We start from the raw sequence: 18,166 nt of genomic DNA, 5'->3' as shown, positions 1-18,166 counted from the left end.
GATGAGCGACATGACATGGACCCAGGCGCAACGCGCCAAAAAAATGAACCCCTCGGTGATCCGCGAGATCCTCAAGGTCACCGAAAAGCCCGGCATCATCAGTTTTGCCGGCGGCCTGCCGTCGCCCAAGACCTTTCCGGTCGCCGCCTTCCGTGAAGCCTGCGACAAGGTGCTGCGGGAAGACGGCCATGCCGCGCTGCAGTACGCGGCCAGCGAAGGCTATGCGCCGCTGCGCGAAATGGTGGCCGCCATGCTGCCCTGGGAGGTCGACCCGGACCAGGTGCTGATCACCACCGGCTCGCAGCAGGGCCTGGACCTGATCGCCAAAATCCTGATCGATGAAGGCAGCCGCGTGCTGGTCGAAACCCCCACCTACCTGGGCGCGCTGCAGGCCTTCACGCCCATGGAGCCCGAGGTCGTGGGCGTGGCCAGCGACGACGAAGGCGTGGACATCGCCGACCTGGCCAGCAAGGCCGCCGGCGCGCGCTTCTTCTACGTGCTGCCCAACTTCCAGAACCCCACCGGCCGCACCATGAGCGAGGCGCGCCGCGCTGCGCTGAGCGCCGAGGCCGCGCGCCTGGGCCTGCCCATCGTGGAAGACAACCCCTACGGCGACCTGTGGTTCGACACGCCGCCGCCGCTGCCGCTGACCGCGCGCAACCCCGAGGGCTGCGTCTACATGGGCTCCTTCTCCAAGATCCTGGCACCCGGACTGCGCCTGGGTTTCCTGGTCGCGCCCAAGGCGCTGTATCCCAAGCTGCTGCAGGCCAAACAGGCCGCCGACCTGCACACGCCCGGCTTCAACCAGCGCATGGTGGTCGAGACCATGAAAAACAATTTCCTGGACCGCCACGTGCCGACCATACGCGCGCTCTACAAATCCCAGCGCGACGCCATGCTGGCCGCGATGCAGCGCGACATGCCCGAGGGCGTGAGCTGGAACACGCCGGCCGGCGGCATGTTTTTGTGGGTGCGCCTGCCCGAAGGCATGAACGCCATCGACCTGCTGCCCAAGGCCGTGGAGCGCAACGTGGCCTTTGTGCCCGGCTGGGCCTTTTACGCCGACCATGCCGACATTCGCACGCTGCGCCTGTCCTTTGTGACCTCCAGCGTCGAGCAGATCAACATCGGCATCGCCGCGCTGGCCGCGGCCATACGCGAGCAGCTGCCCACGGGCGTTCCTGAATTGCGCGCGGCGGCATGATGGACACGGGCACGCTGTCGCTGTTTGTGCTGGCGGTTCTGGCGCTGTTCGCCTCGCCCGGCCCCAACATGGCCTTTGTGCTCTCGCACGGGCTGGCGCATGGCGTGCGCGGCGGCTTCGCGGCCGCCATCGGCATCTCGGCGGCCGACCTGGTGCACACGCTGTGCGCCGCAACGGGCGTGACCGCGCTGGTCGCGGCATGGCCGCCCTCCTTTGACGTGCTGCGTTATGCCGGTGCGCTTTACCTGCTGTGGCTGGCTCTGCAAGCCCTGCGCCCGGCCGGCGCGCGCCGTGATGCCGAGGCCGTTCCTGCTGGTTTCGCGCGTATCGTGCGCATGGCCTTGCTGAACAACCTGGTGAACCCGAAGGCGCTGCTGTTTTTCATGGTCTTCCTGCCGCAGTTCGTGAACCCGGGGCAGGGCCACGTCACGCTGCAATTGCTGGTGCTGGGCGCCCTGCTGTCGGCGATGGCGCTGGCCTTCAACACCGTGCTGGGCGCTTTCAGCGGGCGGATCGGGCGGCGCCTGCAGGTGCGCCCCGGCGCCGCGAAGTTCCAGCGCGGCCTGCTGGCTTTTGTCATGGCCGGGCTCGCGCTCAGGCTTCTTTTCCTCGACCGGCCTTCCAAAGGAATCTGACATGCTGCATCTCTGGGGGCGCCTCAGCTCCATCAATGTCCGCAAGGTGGTGTGGGCCGCGCAAGAGCTGGGCCTGACCCTGCAGCGTACCGACGCCGGCGGCCAGTTCGGCATCGTCAAAGAGCCTGATTACCAGCGCAAGAACCCGAACGCACTGGTGCCCTTGCTCGAAGACGGTGAGGCCCTGGTCTGGGAATCCAATGTCATCGTGCGCTACCTGTGCGCCAAATACTCGCAGGGCGACTTTTATCCTACGGCGCTGCCGCAGCGTTTTGCGGCCGAACAGTGGATGGACTGGCAGCAGACCACCTTCAACCCGGCCGGCCGCGCCGCCTTCATCCAGTGGATACGCACGCCGGCGGAGCAGCGCAATGCCGGGCTGATCGCGCAATCGGTGGCCGCCACCGAGCCGCTGCTGGCCTTGCTCGATGCGCACCTGGCTGACCACGCCTTCATCGGCGGCGACCACTTCGGCATGGCCGACATCCCGCTGGGCTGCGAAATGCACCGCTGGTTCGGCCTGCCGCAGCCGCGGCCCGCGCGGCCTCACCTGGACCGCTGGTACCAGGCCCTGCTGGCGCGGCCCGCGGCGCGCGGCGTGCTGGACCTGCCCCTCTCCTGAATCTTCAACCTCCCCCTGGAAAACTGAAACCTCCCATGAAGCCACGCGCATTCAAGCAAGTCGATGTATTCACGCCCACCCCTTACTACGGCAACCCCCTGGCCGTGGTGATGGACGGCAGCGGCCTGGACGATGCCGCGATGCAGCGCTTTGCCAAATGGACCAACCTGTCCGAAACGACTTTCCTGCTGCCGCCCACGGACGCCACGGCAGACTACCGCGTGCGCATCTTCACGCCGGGCGGTGAACTGCCTTTTGCCGGCCACCCCACCCTGGGCAGCTGCCACAGCTGGCTGGAAGCCGGCGGGCAGCCGCGCTCCAAAGACTTCATCGTGCAGGAATGCAAGGTCGGCCTGGTGAAAATCCGCCGCGAGCCGGGCACAAAACGCCTGGCCTTTGCCGCGCCGGCGCTCAAGCGCTCGGCGCCCAGCCCTTCGGTGCTGGCCCAGGTGGCCGCCGCGCTGGGGCTCAAGGCCACGCAGGTCCTGGCCGCGCAATGCCTGGACAACGGCCCGCTCTGGCTGGGCCTGCTGCTGGACAGCCCCGAGACCGTGCTGGGCCTGATGCCCGACCACAAGGCGCTGACCAAGCTGGACATCAAGGTCGGCGTCGCCGCGCGCTACCCGCATGAAGACGCGGCGCCGCTGATCGCACGCGCCAACCGCGAGGCCAAGGCTTTCGCCCAGGCGCCGGCTGCTTCCGCGGCCTTTGCGCCGGACATTGAAGTACGCGCCTTTGCCGCGCCCATAGGCGTGGACGAAGACCCGGTCACCGGCAGCCTCAACGCCAGCCTGGCGCAGTGGCTGATCGCCGAAGGCCATGCACCCGCGCGCTACACCGCCTCGCAAGGCGTGTGCCTGGGTCGCGCGGGCCAGGTGCACATCGAGCGTGATGCGCAAGGCCAGGTCTGGGTCGGCGGTGAATCGGTGAGCTGCGTGGACGGAAGCGTCACGCTTTAGCAACAGGCCCTAACCCATGGAACACACAGCACCCTCCCCGCCGTTGGCCGCGCAGGTCGACCACCTCGTGGTGGTGGCGGCCAGCCTGGAGCAGGGCGTGCAGTGGTGTGAGCGTGTGCTGGGCATCACGCCCGGCCCGGGCGGCGAACATGGGCTGATGGGCACGCACAACCGGCTGTTCACGGTGGCCTCGCCGGCCTTTCCGCGCGCTTATTTTGAAATCATCGCGGTCAATCCGGGAACACCCAACCCGCGTGTGGCGCCGGCCAGGCGCTGGTATGACCTCGACGACCGCGAACTGCAGCTGCGGCTGGCCAAAACCGGGCCGCAGCTCGCGCACTTTGTGGCCTCTACGCCCCGCGTCAGTGCGGCAGTGCGGGCGCTGGCCCGGCTGGGACTTGACCGCGGTGAAGTGCTCGAAGTCTCGCGCATGACGCCGCAAGGCCCGCTGGCCTGGAAGATCACCGTGCGCGAAGACGGGCAGCGGCTGTTCTACGGCGCGCTGCCCACGCTGATCCAGTGGGGCGACGCCCATCCGGCCGATGGCATGGCGCCTTCGGGCGTCACGCTGCAATCGCTGCATGCGAGCCACCCGCGCCCCGACGCGCTGCGCGGCGGCTACGAAGCCCTGGGCCTGGCGGGCGTGGGCCTGGCGGAAGGCCCGCCCAATCTCATCGCCACGCTGCAGACGCCGCGCGGCCTCGTCACGCTGGAATCCAAAGGAGTTTGAAATGCCGCTCAACACCACCGAACTCGCCTGGTTTGCCCTCGCCGCCCTGGTGCTGGTGCTCACGCCCGGGCCCAACATGATTTATTGCATCTCGCGCACGCTGTGCCAGGGCCGCGGCGCCGGCCTGGTGTCGCTGAGCGGCGTAGCGCTGGGTTTTGTGGTGCACCTGCTGGCCGCCTCCTTCGGGCTTACGGCCCTGCTGCTGGCCGTGCCGCTGGCCTTCGACGCGATCAAGGTCGCGGGCGCGGCCTACCTGCTGTGGATGGCCTGGCAGGCCGTCAAGCCGGGCGGCCTCGCGCCCTTTGAAACCCGCGAACTGCCGAACGACCCGCCGCGCACGCTCTTCCTCATGGGCTTTATGACCAACCTGCTGAACCCCAAGGTCGCGATGTTTTACCTCTCCTTCTTCCCGCAGTTCCTGCATCCCGAGCGCGGCAACCTGCTGCTGCAAAGCCTGACCCTGGGCGCGGTGCAGATCAGCGTGAGCACCGGCGTGAACACGATTTTGATCTGCTTCGCCGCGGCCATCGCCGGCTTCCTGAACCGCAACATCAGCTGGATGCGCGTGCAGCGTTACGTCATGGGCACGGTGCTGGGCCTGCTGGCGCTGCGCCTGCTGACCGAAAAGCGGGCGGCTGCATGAGCGCCGTGCTGGACCGCGCGCCGGGGCTGGAAAACGCCGGCAACGACATGCTGCCCTCGCTGCAAGAGATTGAAGACGCGGCCCGCATCGTCTACCGCGAATTCCAGGCGACGCCGCAATACCGGTGGGGTTTGTCCAGCCAGCGCCTGGGCACCGATTGCTGGATCAAACACGAGAACCACACGCCGGTCGGCGCTTTCAAGCTGCGTGGTGGGCTCACCTACTTTGACGGTCTCAGGCAAAGCGGCGAGATGCCGGCCGAAGTCATCAGCGCCACGCGCGGCAACCACGGCCAGAGCATAGGCTGGGCGGCGCGTGCCCACGGCGTGGCCTGCACCATCGTGGCCCCGCACGGCAACTCGCTGGAAAAAAACGCCGCCATGCGCGCGTTGGGCGTCACGCTGATCGAACACGGCGACGACTTCCAGGAAAGCCGCGAATTTGCGATGGCACTGGCCGCCGAACGCGGCGCCCACATGGTGCCCAGCTTCCATGCCGGCCTGCTGCGCGGTGTCAGCACCTACTGGTGGGAGTTCATGCTGGCAGTGCCGCAACTCGACGTGGTCTACGTGCCAATAGGCCAGGGCTCGGGCGCCTGTTCGGCGATTGCCGCCAAGCTGGCGCTGGGCCGCAAACTGCGCGTCGTCGGTGTGGTCAGCGCGCACGCCACCACCTATGCTGATTCAATCGCAGCCGGCCGCGTGGTGGAAGCGCCCGTCACCACACAGCTGGCCGACGGCATGGCCTGCCGCGTCGCCGATCCGGCCGCACTCGAGATCCTGTTGCCGCACCTGGACCACATCGTGAAAGTGACCGACGCCGAAGTGGCGCAGGCCATGCGCGACCTGTATGCCGATACCCACAATGTCGCTGAAGGTGCAGGCGCGGCGAGTTTTGCCGCAGCCATGCAGGAGCGCAGCCAACTCAAGGGCCTGGTCGTAGGAACCACCTTGTGCGGCGGCAACGTCGACACCGCCACTGTCGCCAAGGTGCTAAGCCAAGCCTGAACCGTCACAAGCGGGACTGAGGGCCGGCCCGACTGTCGCCCACAATCCGCCCATGGGAACCCTCTACCTCGTGCGCCACGGCCAGGCCTCGTTTGGCGAAGACGATTACGACGTGCTCAGCCCCATGGGGCGCCAGCAAAGCCTGCGCCTGGGGGAATACTTCAAGTACAAGGGCATCACGTTTGACGCGGCTTTCACCGGCACGCTGCAGCGCCAGATCGATACCTTTGCCGGCATCTGTGAAGGCATGGGCCTCAGCATGCAGGCCGAGCAGCGGCCCGGCCTCAACGAGTACGACAGTCATGCTGTCATAGGCGCGATCCATCCACACGAACTCAAAAAACCGACCACGCCTGAGGAATACCGCGGCCATTTCCGCCTGCTGCGCGACGGCCTGGCGCAGTGGATGGCCGGCGTGGTCAGCCCCAGGGGTATGCCCGGCTACACGGAATTTGTTTGCGGCATCACCGACGTGCTGGACCACATCCGCGGCACTTACACCGGCAACGTGCTGCTGGTCTCCAGCGGCGGGCCTATCTCGACGGCCGTGGGCCATGTGCTGGGCACCAGCCCGGAAACCACGATAGAGCTGAACCTGCGCATACGCAACTGCTCACTCACCGAGTTCGCCTTCACGCCCAAGCGCCATATGCTGGTGACCTACAACACCCTGCCGCACCTGGACGCGCCCGAACACGCAAGCTGGATCACCTACGCCTGAGAACCTGTTGACGGTCTAAACGCTGACGCAAACCTTGCACCGACTTCCGTGGTGTTTTTACCATTGCCGGGATCACGGCAAGCAAAGATACTTTGCGGCACCATGAGCGCCGCCCCCACTCCCAGCCTTGCCAGCCTCGTCATCGAAGGCATATTCCTTCATGCCGCCACAGCCGACGCGCTGGCCGCGGCGAGCTATGGCTTTCTGGTGCAACTGGAGCGGCTGGGCTTGCAGGACGCCGTGGAAACCGGGGAACTGGCGGCAGGCAACCGCCCCGGCGTGGTGCGGCGTTTCCGCCTTTCAGCCGGCCTGGCCGCGCAATGGGCGCCCGGCCTGGACACCCTGGGCCTGGCCGAAAAGCTGCAACTCGACACCGTGAGCAGCACCGACGACCTGGAGCGCGAAATCCTGCTGGCCATGCTGCTGAGCCCCATCGCCTTTGAATTTCCCAGCCATGAGGAACTGGCCTCGGCGGTGCGCGTGCGCCGCAACATCGTGCTGGCGGCGCGCAAGACGGCGTTGGAATTCCACACCACCGAAGTCAACCGGCCCGAGGACTGCTGGACCTACTCCGAGGACGACGGCTTCACCGTGCGGCCCGGCCATGCGTTGATTCCCGCCCTGCAAAAAGCCACCCAGCCCGAGGCCTCCGGCAAGCTGTATTCCTTTTCCTGCTACCGCGCGACCGAGTACGTGATCCTGCTGGCCATCGCGCAGGAGCTCGAAATCTGCAACCCGCCGCTGCTGGCCGGCCTGCAGCAGCGCTGGGAACGGCGCGCCATCATGTCGGGAAAATTCCATGACGTGTTCCTGCGCGAATACGGCTCGATGGAGCAACCCTTGCCGCCCAAATATTACGTACCCGGCGATCGCCTGTGGTTCCGCAACCCCGATGAACACTCCTCGGACGTTTCGGGTTACGAAGGCTCCTGGGTGTTTTACATCGGCAACGGCTTGTTCACCAATTTCTGGAAACGCGAGCAGCCCTACACGCTAACCGCCAAGTGCCTGGAACTGTTCCACTGGCGGCACGCGACCTATACCGACGCAGCCGGCGAACTGCGCATCAACGAAAGCATTGTCGAAGCCGGCGTCAAGGCCTCCAGCGCCGATCCGCTTGAGACTGCGAAAATTCTGGAACTGATGCTGCGCATGCGCGAGCCCAAGGGCGTCTACCAGTCGGGCGGCTGCATAGACACCTCACGCGAATACCCGCGCTGGGTATGCCCGGGCACCGCGGACATGATCCTGCCCCCCGCCTGAAGGCCTTCGCTATTTGGCGCCGCTGACGCGCCAGACCGCATTGCCGACATCGTCGGCCACCAGCAGCGCGCCGCGCTTGTCCATCGCCACGCCCACGGGCCGCCCGTAGGCATGGCCCTCGGGGCTCAGGAAGCCGGTCAGCACGTCGAGTGGCAGGCCGGAAGGCAAGCCGTTCTGGAAGGGCACAAACACCACCTTGTAGCCGCTGTGCGGCACGCGGTTCCAGGAGCCGTGTTCGCCGACGAACACGCCCGTGGCCAGCAAGGGTGGCAAGGCCTTGCCTTCGGAAAACGCCATGCCCAGCGGCGCCACATGCGAGCCCAGCGCATAGTCGGGCGACACGGCCTTGGCCACCAGGTCGGGCCGCGGCGGGCGCACCCGGTCGTCCACGTGGCTGCCGTAATAGCTGTAGGGCCAGCCGTAGAACACGCCGTCGCGCACCGAGGTCAGGTAGTCGGGCACCAGGTCGCTGCCGATTTCATCGCGCTCGTTGACCACCGTCCAGAGCGCGCCGGTCTCCGGCGCCCAGCCCATGCCGTTGGGGTTGCGCAGGCCGGAGGCGAACACGCGGTGCTGGCCGGTTTTGGCGTCCACTTCCCAGATGGCGGCGCGGCCGGCTTCGGCTTCCATGCCGCGTTCGCCGACGTTGCTGTTGGAGCCCACGGTGACGTAGAGCTTGCTGCCGTCGGCGCTGGCGATGATGTTTTTGGTCCAGTGGTGGTTGATGGGGCCGGCCGGCAAGTCCACCAGCTTCACGGGTGCCGCGGTGATGCTGGTCTGGCCCGGCAGGTAGGGAAAGCGCACCACGGCATCGGTGTTGGCCACGTAAAAATCGTTGCCGACCAGCACCATGCCGAAGGGCGAGTTCAGGTTTTCCAGGAAGACGCTGCGGCTTTCGGCCTTGCCGTCGCCGTCGGTATCGCGCAGCAGGGTGATGCGGTTGGCGGTGGGCGCGCCGGCGCCGGCCCGGCCCATGATCTTTTTCATGAACCAACCCCGCAGACCCTGGCCGTCTTCGGGCTTGGGCGGCGCATTGCTTTCGGCCACCAGCACGTCGCCGTTGGGCAGCACATAGACCCAGCGTGGATGGTCCAGGCCGGTGGCCAGCGCCGTCACGGCCAGGCCCGCCATGGGTGTGGGCATCTGGCCCTCGGGCCAGCCTTTGGCCGGCGCGATGTTCACAGTGGGGATCAGGCTTTTTTGGGGCGCGGGCAGCGTGGGGTTGGCACCCATGCCGGCTTCGGGCGGCAGCAGGGCGGTGTCGCCGCAGGCCACCAGGCCGCCGACGATGGCCGCGCACAGCAGGGGCGCAAGCCATGGTTTGGCGGAAAAATGGGGGGCGCGCATAGATTCTCCCTGGTACCGCGCCGCATCAGCACGGCGCCCCGTCGAGTGTGCGCGCCAGGCTTGGTTCGCGCTGTCAGCCGGCCCCACGGGGCACTGTCAGCGCCGGCCCCGCCTCAGCCCGGCAGCAGAGGGAGATCGGCCTTCTTCAGGGTGCGCAGCACAAAGCTGGACTTGCTGTGGCGTATGCCCTTGATCTTATAGAGCCGCTCGCGCAGCAGGCGCTCGTAGTCCTTGGTGTCGTGCACCGCGATGCGCAGCAGGTAGTCGTATTCGCCGGACACCAGCCAAGCCTCTATCACCTCAGGAATCGCGGCCAGCGTTTCGCCGAATCTCTCCAGCGTGTTGTCGGAATGGCTGTCCAGCGTGACCTGCACCATCACCGTGTCGCCCAGGCCCAGCGCCTGCGCATTGAGGCGCACCGTGTAGCCCTCGATCACGCCGGCTTCCTCCATCTTCTTGATGCGGCCCCAGCAGGGCGAGGGGCTCAGGCCCACGGCCTGGCCAATGTCCTGCAGGCTGGTGCGCGCATCGGCCTGCAAAACCTGAAGGATTTTCCGGTCTAAAGTGTCCATTCAGGTAATTTATCTGATTTTCCTGGGTTTGCAGATTTTTTATCTGTATCTGGTAAATCCAGCAGCAAATCAAGCAAATTCTTCGGTCGCGGCCGGGCGATACTTCTTCCATGGCAGCGGGCTTACCGGTCCGTCTGGCAAGACAAAGCCCCCAGCAAGTTACCGCTCGCTGGGGGCTCTGATTTTTGGGGCACTGGCAGCTCAGGCGCCCACGGCACACTGCAGCCGCAGCTCCAGGCAAACTCCGTTTTCCAGGTTGTGCGCGGTGATGGTGCCGCCCATCTTGGCCATATAGGTTTTGGCGACAAACAGGCCCTGGCCGCGCTGGCCCGGCGCGCCGCCTTCGGCATCCGGCAGGCCGGACACACCGTATTCGAAGATCTTGCCCAGCATGCCGGCTTCTATCTGGGGCCCCAGGTTGCTGATGGCAATCACCGCTTCGGGCGCCGTGCCTTCCTGCGCCTGCAGGGAGAGTGTGATGCGGATCAGGCTGCCGGGCAGGCGGTAACGCTCGGCATTGCGCAGCACGTGCGAGACCACGTCTTCCAGCGAATATTCGTCCGCGCGCACCGTCACCGGCTGGGCCAGGGGCTCGAAGGCCACGCCCGGAATGCCGGCCGCCGCAGCGTTGCGCGCCACGTGGCGCAGGAATTCGTTGGCGTCCAGGGTCTGCACATTGAGCGCGGTGGATTCAAACGCCTCGCTGGGCGAAGCGCTGCCGTAGAGCACACGCACGGCCTGCTGCATGCGGCTGATGTAGCGGTGCGCCGGGTCGTCCGCGCTGCCGTGGAGCACCATCAGCGACTGCAGCGGTGACATGATTTCATGGCCGACCGCGTGCCAGGTGTCTTTTTCCTGGGCCACGCGGATCTGCTCGCGGCGCACGTCCTCGTTCACGCGCTGCAGCAGGTCCTGCAGGCCGCCGGCCAGCACGCCCAGCTCGTCGCCGCCGCGCAGGTCGGCCAGGTCCACCGCCGCCAGGCTGTCGCTGGCGCGCACGCCCTTGGACACGGTGGCGGCGCGGCGGGTCAGCTCGGTGATGCGGCGGATGATGCGCAGCTCGATCGCCAGCCAGGTCAGGAAGATGGCCAGCAGCATGCCGCCGACAAACCAGGACACGCGGGTGGCCACGGCCGTGAGGGCCTTGTTGACGCTGCGGATGTCGCCGGTCAGCGTGAGCTCATAACGCCCCAGCGGCGTGCTGATGATGTCGGTGCTGGTGACGGGCGCGTCGTAGCCTTCCACCTGCAGCCGGCGTATCAGCCAGGCGATCAGCGGCGAGGAGCGCTCCGCGGCTTCCGCGCCCGACAACGCCACGACGTCGGTACCCGCGCCGGCGGCGCCCAGTTTGCGTATGCGCAGCTTTTCGCCGGGCAGCAGCAGGGGCGTCAGTTCGGACCACGAAAAAGGTGCGGTCGCGCCCGGGGCATTGCTGTCGAACAGGGGCTGGCCCTCGCCGGGCGCCAGCATTTCGACCTGCACCTTGATCTGGTCCAGGTCGGCCGGCGGCCAGACGATGCCCGCCGGCCCCTTGGCAAACAAGGCCTCGCGGAACAGCTCTACCGGCAGGCGCACGCTGACGAAGGCGCGCCGCGCGCAATCCGCGCCCGCGGCCGCGCCGTCCACGCAGCGGCCGTCCTGCCACAGCCAGCCGCGAAAATCGCGCACCGGCCGGCTGGCCGGCGTGATCGGGCCGTCATCGGCAAAACCCACCAGGCGGCCCCTGGCGTTGGCAAAGGGCGAGGCGTTGCGGCCTTCGTCCATCACCTGGAAAGGCGCGATCCAGCGGTAGCGCTGCCCGCGCATGTCCACCGTGATGCGGGCGCGGTGCGCCTGGCTCAAGTCCAGCGTGCCCGAGGTGTGCGACACCAGCGGCCCGCTGTTGAAGCTGCCCACGGCGTAAAGAAAGCCGCCGGCAAAGGGATTGTTGCCGACCGCCACGCACATCGAGGCTGCATCGGGGTATTGCACCAGGCAGCCGGCCATTTCCACCGCCTGCTGGGCCTTGTTGCGGTCGTCGAAATCGAGCGCCGAAAACGGCAGCACCAGCGGGCGCAGCGGCGTCACCGCATGGTCGTAGGCCGTGGGATTGAGCAGCACCAGCTGGCCGGTGGGGTGGCGCAGCTTGGCCGCGATCTGCGCCTGGTTCTTGCGAAAGCCGTCCTGGTAGTTGCGGTAGCTGCGTTCTTTTTCGTCCTGCAGCACGGCGACGGCCAGCGCGATGGTGGCCAGCCCCAGCAGGAAAAAAGCGCCGCGAAAGAAAACCCGCAGGCCGAAAGGCACGCGCGCCGGCAGCAGGCGCTCCACGCCCAGGCTGGTGGGCAGCTTCACGCCTGGCCCTTGCCGCGCACGGCCTGGTCCGCTTCGGCCCAGCGAAAGCCGCGCATGGGGACGTTTTCAATGCCGTCGAAGGCCGCGTCGATCTCCTTGAAGGCGTCGCGTATGGTGCTGACGTGCTTGCGGATGTTGTCGCGGTTACGCCCGCTTTTCACCACCAGGTACAGGTCGTCATAGCTGACCACCTCGCCGCGGCGCGCGTGCAGCGCCGCCAGGATGCGCTGCGCCGTCAGCGGCAGGTTCACGCGCTGGCCGCGCCAGATGGCGGTGTTCTGGCGCAGCGGGTCGAGCTGCAGCTCCTGGCTGTCGCCTGCGGGCGCCTTGCCCGTGGGTTTTGTCTTGGCGCTGCGCAGGATGTCCAGGAAGGTCTCGATGAAGTCGGCTTCCTCGAAGGTGGTTTTCTGCAGGTAGTCCCAGGCGTCCAGGGCTTTCATGATGCTGCGGTAGATGGCGGCCGGCATGGCCGAGACCACCAGCACCGGCGTGCCCTGCCGCTGCTTGTTGATGGCGTTGATGATGGCCACGCCGGCGTGGCGTTCGCGCCCCAGTTCGATGTCCAGCACCACGGCATCGTAGCCTTCACGGGCGATGGCGGCTTCGGCGTCGTCTCGGTTGAACCACTGGTCGACCTGTATGCCCGGCCTGGCCGATTCAATCCAGCCCTTGAGCTGCCTGCTCATCGGCAGGTCGTCTTCGATCACGGCAATTTTGGTCATGAGGGCGTGCGGAGTAGGAAGGTGGGGGTAGGGGCTGGCTTCATTATGGGTGCGGGCCGCGCCCGGCCGTGTGAGTGTTTCTTCCGTTGGCGGACGATTGCCGCCCGCCGCAGCGCGCAAAGACACCGCGTGGCCTCGTTGAATGCTCCGGGCCCGCTTCGAACAATGGAGGCCAGAGAGAACACAGTCCGTGCCTCTCGCCAAACCATCGGAGGAGCCCACCATGAATTTACGTTTCACCCGCATCGCCCTGCGCCTGCGCGCCATCTTTTCCAGGGGGGTGCACGGCACCCGCCGTATCGCCGCGACGGGAGTCAAGCGCGTCGCCGGTGCCGGCGGCCTGATGATCGCCACCGCGGTGGCGGCCGGCGCCGGCTACCTGCTGTGGGTGCACCCTCCCATGGAGTCGGTGGCGCGCGGCGACGTGGCGATACGCACCAACCAACTGACCGGCAGTGTCGATGAATTCCGTGAAGGCTCACTGTTGCTGCTGCCCGGCCTGCATGAAGTGCGCACCTTCTCGCTGCGCGACCAGGTGTATCGCCCCGAAGGCAGCAGCCGCGCCGACGGCCCCTCGCCCTTCCAGTCGGTCGAAGGCATGTCGCTGGGCGTGGACCTCACGGTGCGTTATGCGCTGGACCCGACCAAGGTCAACGCGCTGTCGAAAAACCTGCCCGACGACATCGCCGGCCAGATCGTGCAGCCCGCCGTGCAGGGCGTGATCTACAAGACCTTCACCCGCTACACCGTGCGGGAAATCTTCTCGAGCAAACGCGCCGAGATCCAGCAGCTCATCGAAGCCGAACTCAAACCCAAGCTGGCGGCCGACGGCATCTTGCTGCGCACGGTGCAGATGGGCAAGGTCGACTTGCCCGCCGACTACCGCCACGGGATGGACAATCTGCTGGCTGAAGAATTGGCCACGGAAAAGATGCGCTACACGCTGGCCCTGAAGGAAAAGCGCGTCAAGGAAACCGAGCTGGACGCGATGGCTGAAAAAGTCCGCCGCGAAACCAACGCGCAAGCCGCCGCCAGCGAACAGGTGATCGCCGCCAAAGCACAGGAAGAGGCCATGAAACACGTACTGCCCTTCAAGCAAAAGCAGATCGAGCAGCGCCAGCTTGAAGCCGAGGCCGACAAGCAGTCGCGCATCCGCACGGCCGAAGGCAGCGCCCAGGCCCGGCGCATCGAGGCCTCGGGCGAGGCGGATTCGCGCCAGAAGCTGGCGGACGCCGAAGCCTACCGGCTGGACCGCGTGGGCAAGATCAACAGCGAGCAGATGGCGCGCGAGGGTGTGCTGATCACACGACACCCGCTGCTGATCCAGAAAACCATGGCCGACAAGCTCAGCGACAAGATCACCGTCATCATCGCCCCGCCCTCCACCAGCGGCGGCTTTGTGGGGGCGGGCCTGCTGGGCGGCGCGCCCAAGGCCGGCCGCACCGTGGCGCAGGCGCCGCGCGGCGCCGGCACGCAAGAAGAAGACAACAACAAAGAAGAGGCCGAATAATGATCACCACCGCACTCCTGACTTTGGCCATCGTCACGCAAGACCAGGCCACCCTGCGCGCCGCGCCGCGCGATTCGGCCGCGCAGCAGGCGGCACTGTGGCAGGGCGACGCGCTCGAGATCCGCGGCCGGCGCATGGACTACCTGCAGGTCTACGACCACAGGCGCGAGCGCGCGGGTTTCATCCACATCAGCCAGGTGCGCAGCGTCTCGCTGCAACCCGAAGATGCACCGCAGCTGCTGTCGGTGCTGCGCTTCCTGCGCGAGAGCCCGGGCGCCGAAGCCCTGGGCATTGCCTACACCGCCGCCTACCTCAAGGCCGCGCCCGCCGAGGCCATAGGCGCCGAAGCCTTTGATGCGCTGGGCACCATGGCCGAGCGCCTGGCGCGCCGCGCCTCCATCAAACACGGCAAGGCCACCAGCGACGTGATCTCCGCGCACATGGAGGTGGCCTCTTTTTACGGCGTGGGCTTCAAGGGTTATGAGCAGGGCGGCAGCATGCAGCTTTGCTACAACGGCGAGGCTTTTCGCCGCGTGCTGGCCCTGCCCTCCGATGCGGAGCAGCGCACCCGCGCCGCCCTGGCCGTGACCCGCCCCGATTGCATGAGCCCCGACCTGCATCCGCAGGAGCGCCTGGCGCAAGACCAGTGGCGCGCCGAGGTGCTGGACAAAATCAGCGCCGCGCAGTTCAGCCAGCTGTCCGAAGTCAGCAAAAACCGCTTGCGCCTGCGCCGTGCCGGCGTGTTTGCCAGCCTGGCCTTTGAGCAGGCGCGCCGCGCCGAAGCGCCCACGGCCGCTGCTCAACGCGCGCTGGCGGAACTCGCCGCGGTGAACAAGCTGGAGCTGACAGACAACGACCGCCAGGACTACAACGACGCGGCCATCCGTGTGGGTGCCTCGCGCTGGGCCGCCGAGACCGCGCTGCCCCGCTTCGCGAAACTGACCCTGGCCACCGAGACGGGCCAGGCCGGCGAAACCTGCGTGGCGCTGTATGAAAACAAGGCCGACGGCAAACCCGGCAAGGAGGCCGTGGCCAAACGCTGCACCTACGGCATTGTGTGGACGGCTTCCGCCAGCGCCCACCCGGACGGCCAGGCTTTGGCGCTCGCGGTGCAGCCGCTGGACGCCTGGCGCGAACTGTGGGTGTTTCGCAAGAGCGCCGGGAAGTGGAGCATTGATGTGCTGCCGCCCGCCAGCAACGACCCCGAGCTCGGTTATGTGGAATTCGCCGGCTGGGTGCGCGGCGCGCCGCAAATGCTGCTGGCCCGCGAGACCCGCATTGCCGGGCGCCTGCGCCGCAGCTTCGAAGTGGCGCGCCTGGACACCTTGACGGCCGAGAAACAGGCCGGCGACCCCGGCACGCTTGCCGCGTTTCGCTGGCAGGACGCCGCGTGGAAGCGCCAGACGGTGATCCTGCGTTAGAACGCGGTCTTGTTGTTCAGCGTATCGGCCGGCAGCTGGTCGATCTCGATCAGCAGCCGCGCCAGGCTGCGGCCCGCCGCGCCCAGCAGGGCGCGGCCCTTGTCGGCGGTGGCGGCAGCGGCATTGCCGGCGGCGCCGTGGGGGTTGTAGTCCTGCATCTGCCAGGCCAGCTTGGCGCTGCGGCCGTCACCCAGGATGCTGAATTTTTCGGCGCGGTCCTGCGAGGTGGAGTGGAAGTTCTGCGCTTTTGCCATGTCGACCTGCTCCGGCTTGAGCGCCAGCATCATGGAGGTCTCGATTTCGCCCGCGTGGATGCCGAAGCGGTGCTCCATGGCGCTGAACAAATCGTTGACCGGCTTGCCGTCTTCACCCGTGAGCGGCAGGTTGAACCAGTTCACGCTGTAGACCAGCATGCCCAGCCGCGCCCGCAGGTCGCGTGCCACCACGTCCAGCAGGCCGACCTGGCCGCCGTGTGAGTTGAGCAGCACCAGCTTTTTGACGCCCGTCTGCGCGACCGATTCGGCCAGCTCGGTCCACAGCCGGATCACCGTTTCCGCTTTCAGCGTGAGCGTGCCGGCAAAGCGCGTGTGCTCGGGGCTGAAACCCACGGCCTGCGTGGGCAAAAACAGAACCGGCTGCGCGGCCGGCAGGTGCGGCAAGGCGGCTGCTATCACGCCCTCGACCAGCTTCGCATCCACATTGAGCGGCAGGTGCGGGCCGTGCTGCTCAATGGCGGCCACCGGCAGCACCGCGATGCATCGGGCCAGGTCCAGCTTGGCGAAGTCCGGGGTTTTGAGGTCGGACCAGTGGCGGGGAGGGGTTGGGGTGGGCATGGGGGTATTTTGGGGTATTTGCGCGATGGCGAAGGGGCTCTTTCTTATTAGTGCTGTCCTGGCTGGGTTCTGGTGGGGTGCTTTCTCTGTGGTCTCTTCTTGGTTCTGCTGGCCGGGGGTTGCCCGGCGGCAACTTACTTTTAGCGAAACCCGCAAAGCGGGTTTTCTTTTGTTCGCCAAAAGGCGCGCTACGCGCGCGGGGTTTGCTCACTTCGCGAAGCGAAGTTACGCAAACACCAAAAGTAAGCAAAAGAAAAGGCGACCCTGGTTGCTGCGTCCCTACGCTTCGCTACGGGCAACCTGCGGTGCTCGGTCCAGACGGGGTCAAAAACAACTCGCCTTCGGCTCAAACAAGTTTTTGCCCTGATCCGTCTGGACCTCCGCTCCTCGGCGCATCCACAAGGGTGGGGAAGGAATACCAATACCTGAAGAAACAAGGACTCGCCACGGCGAGTCCTTGTTTGTCTTGGTTTGTTCTTTGTATTTTGTCCCCGCTCCCGACCCCGATTGCCCCGTCCTGGCTGGGCCGAGGAGCGCAGACGTAGGCGGATCAGGGATCGCGCTTGTCTGAGGGAAGCGAGTTTGCGCGAGACCCCGCCGTAGTCGAGCACCGCAGGTTGCCCGTAGCGAAGCGGAGGGACCCAGACTGCGGGTCGCCTTTTCTTTGGTGACTTTCTTTTGGCGAAGCAAAAGAAAGTTACTTGCTGCCGGGCAACCCCCGGCCAGCAGAACTCAGCAAAGAGAACAGAAGCGCAAAGGCCGGCGCAAGACCCGGCCTATCAGCCCGCTTGTAACAACTCACCCCTCAGTCCCAAACCAAATTTCCTCACACATTCGTTTTCTGTGACTTTTTACCCAAAAACCACCCCTTACTACTTGTGACTACTTGTAAATCAAGCTGATGAAAAATTACAATAAGTCACATGTGAGGCTCGGATTTGCCCCGAATCCAGGTGTTTTCTCACAGAAATCCTGGTTTCTTTCTCGTTTTCGGGCGAAACGTGAATTAATCGAGCCAGGAAACAGTACTCAGTAACATAAAGTTACGCCATAAGAGCTGTAAACGCATAGAGACCGCGCCTCCCGCGCACTGTCAATCAATGGCGCTGTTGTCCGCCGATTTGTAACGAAAAGGATGTGAAACCATGAAATCAATTTTGAAGTTTTGTATTTTTGCCGCCGGCCTCGCCCTGGGGCAGGTGGTTTTGGCGCAAGCCTCGCCTGTGACGTCCCAGCTGCAGGCGCAGCGCGTCGAGATGGTGGCCGGCAAGCCGGTGCTCAAGCCTGCCGGCGACGGCAAGCCGGGCGACGTCCTGCAATACAGCGCGACCTACCGCAACACCGGCACCGCCGCGGCGGCCAAGCTGCTGGCCACCGTGCCGGTTCCGCCGGGCACCACCTTCATCGCCGCCAGCGACCAGCCCGCCCAGGCCCAGGCCTCGACGGACGGCAGCACCTTCGCGCCCATGCCGCTGACCCGCACGGTCAAGCAGGCTGACGGCAGCACGCGCAAAGAGCCCGTGCCTCTGGCCGACTACCGCGCCCTGCGCTGGGAAATCGGCAGCCTGCCCGCCGGCGCCACCTCGGTGGTCAGCCTGCGCGTGAGCATCGATTCGCCGGCCGTCGTGTCGGCGGCCAAACCCTGA

The 18,166-nt window shown here is 66.2% G+C and carries 17 protein-coding genes; 12 read left to right on the top strand and 5 right to left on the bottom strand.

Annotated features, from left to right (window positions below; genetic code table 11):
* Positions 1-10 precede the first annotated feature (10 nt).
* The 9 genes from ACSQ27_RS19390 to ACSQ27_RS19350 all read left to right on the top strand — a co-directional run bounded on the left by ACSQ27_RS19390 (position 11) and on the right by ACSQ27_RS19350 (position 7,784).
* Positions 11-1,204: a PLP-dependent aminotransferase family protein gene (locus tag ACSQ27_RS19390; protein ID WP_436157260.1), complete on the top strand. Its 1,194-nt coding sequence runs from the start codon at positions 11-13 to the stop codon at positions 1,202-1,204.
* Positions 1,201-1,839 carry a LysE family translocator gene (locus tag ACSQ27_RS19385; RefSeq protein WP_436157114.1) on the top strand — a complete coding sequence of 213 codons (639 nt, stop codon included), beginning with the start codon at positions 1,201-1,203 and terminating at the stop codon, positions 1,837-1,839. The genes ACSQ27_RS19390 and ACSQ27_RS19385 overlap by 4 nt, the downstream gene beginning before the upstream one ends.
* A 1-nt stretch (position 1,840) precedes the next feature.
* A complete protein-coding gene (locus ACSQ27_RS19380) occupies positions 1,841-2,461 on the top strand; it encodes a glutathione S-transferase family protein (protein ID WP_436157113.1) in 621 nt (206 codons plus the stop codon).
* Positions 2,462-2,496: 35 nt separating this feature from the next.
* Complete coding sequence (locus tag ACSQ27_RS19375; RefSeq protein ID WP_436157112.1) at positions 2,497-3,420, top strand: PhzF family phenazine biosynthesis protein; 924 nt, start codon at positions 2,497-2,499, stop codon at positions 3,418-3,420.
* 16 nt (positions 3,421-3,436) lie between these two features.
* Positions 3,437-4,150, top strand: a complete 714-nt coding sequence (locus ACSQ27_RS19370) for a VOC family protein (protein WP_436157111.1) — start codon at positions 3,437-3,439, stop codon at positions 4,148-4,150.
* Between the two features lies 1 nt (position 4,151).
* Positions 4,152-4,793, top strand: coding sequence for a LysE family translocator (locus tag ACSQ27_RS19365; protein WP_436157110.1), 642 nt, complete (start codon positions 4,152-4,154; stop codon positions 4,791-4,793).
* Positions 4,790-5,800, top strand: a complete 1,011-nt coding sequence (locus tag ACSQ27_RS19360; RefSeq protein WP_436157109.1) for a threonine dehydratase — start codon at positions 4,790-4,792, stop codon at positions 5,798-5,800. The genes ACSQ27_RS19365 and ACSQ27_RS19360 overlap by 4 nt, the downstream gene beginning before the upstream one ends.
* A gap of 52 nt (positions 5,801-5,852) precedes the next feature.
* On the top strand, positions 5,853-6,521 hold the full coding sequence (locus tag ACSQ27_RS19355; RefSeq protein WP_436157108.1) for a histidine phosphatase family protein: 669 nt from the start codon (positions 5,853-5,855) through the stop codon (positions 6,519-6,521).
* 102 nt (positions 6,522-6,623) lie between these two features.
* The gene (locus tag ACSQ27_RS19350) at positions 6,624-7,784 is read left to right on the top strand and encodes a hypothetical protein (RefSeq protein WP_436157107.1); all 1,161 of its coding nucleotides are present in this window, start codon (positions 6,624-6,626) and stop codon (positions 7,782-7,784) included.
* A 9-nt stretch (positions 7,785-7,793) separates the two neighbouring features.
* On the opposite strand, the gene ACSQ27_RS19345 is transcribed toward ACSQ27_RS19350, so the two are convergent.
* From ACSQ27_RS19345 to ACSQ27_RS19330, 4 genes are all read right to left on the bottom strand, one after another.
* Positions 7,794-9,131, bottom strand: coding sequence for a PQQ-dependent sugar dehydrogenase (locus ACSQ27_RS19345; protein ID WP_436157106.1), 1,338 nt, complete (start codon positions 9,129-9,131; stop codon positions 7,794-7,796).
* Positions 9,132-9,244: 113 nt separating this feature from the next.
* On the bottom strand, positions 9,245-9,703 hold the full coding sequence (locus ACSQ27_RS19340) for an Lrp/AsnC family transcriptional regulator (RefSeq protein ID WP_436157105.1): 459 nt from the start codon (positions 9,701-9,703) through the stop codon (positions 9,245-9,247).
* A gap of 201 nt (positions 9,704-9,904) precedes the next feature.
* On the bottom strand, positions 9,905-12,034 hold the full coding sequence (locus tag ACSQ27_RS19335; RefSeq protein WP_436157104.1) for an ATP-binding protein: 2,130 nt from the start codon (positions 12,032-12,034) through the stop codon (positions 9,905-9,907).
* A complete protein-coding gene (locus tag ACSQ27_RS19330) occupies positions 12,031-12,756 on the bottom strand; it encodes a response regulator transcription factor (RefSeq protein WP_436157103.1) in 726 nt (241 codons plus the stop codon). The genes ACSQ27_RS19335 and ACSQ27_RS19330 overlap by 4 nt, the downstream gene beginning before the upstream one ends.
* A gap of 223 nt (positions 12,757-12,979) precedes the next feature.
* On the opposite strand from ACSQ27_RS19330, the gene ACSQ27_RS19325 reads away from it, so the two are divergent.
* Positions 12,980-14,266 (top strand): SPFH domain-containing protein, encoded by a 1,287-nt coding sequence (locus ACSQ27_RS19325; protein WP_436157102.1) that lies wholly within the window; start codon positions 12,980-12,982, stop codon positions 14,264-14,266.
* On the top strand, positions 14,266-15,687 hold the full coding sequence (locus ACSQ27_RS19320; RefSeq protein ID WP_436157101.1) for a hypothetical protein: 1,422 nt from the start codon (positions 14,266-14,268) through the stop codon (positions 15,685-15,687). Before ACSQ27_RS19325 ends, ACSQ27_RS19320 begins: the two co-directional genes overlap by 1 nt.
* Here the strand turns inward: ACSQ27_RS19320 and ACSQ27_RS19315 are convergent.
* Positions 15,684-16,520 carry a creatininase family protein gene (locus tag ACSQ27_RS19315; protein WP_436157100.1) on the bottom strand — a complete coding sequence of 279 codons (837 nt, stop codon included), beginning with the start codon at positions 16,518-16,520 and terminating at the stop codon, positions 15,684-15,686. The two genes, ACSQ27_RS19320 and ACSQ27_RS19315, sit on opposite strands and share 4 nt — an antisense overlap.
* Before the next feature lie 1,145 nt (positions 16,521-17,665).
* On the opposite strand from ACSQ27_RS19315, the gene ACSQ27_RS19310 reads away from it, so the two are divergent.
* Positions 17,666-18,166: a hypothetical protein gene (locus ACSQ27_RS19310; protein WP_436157099.1), complete on the top strand. Its 501-nt coding sequence runs from the start codon at positions 17,666-17,668 to the stop codon at positions 18,164-18,166.

This window comes from Polaromonas sp. LjRoot131 (genome assembly GCF_964252805.1).
In the GTDB taxonomy this organism is placed as follows: domain Bacteria; phylum Pseudomonadota; class Gammaproteobacteria; order Burkholderiales; family Burkholderiaceae_C; genus Polaromonas.
The sequence above is the reverse complement of the archived record's forward strand: the minus strand, read 5'-3'. Positions and strand labels throughout refer to the sequence as shown.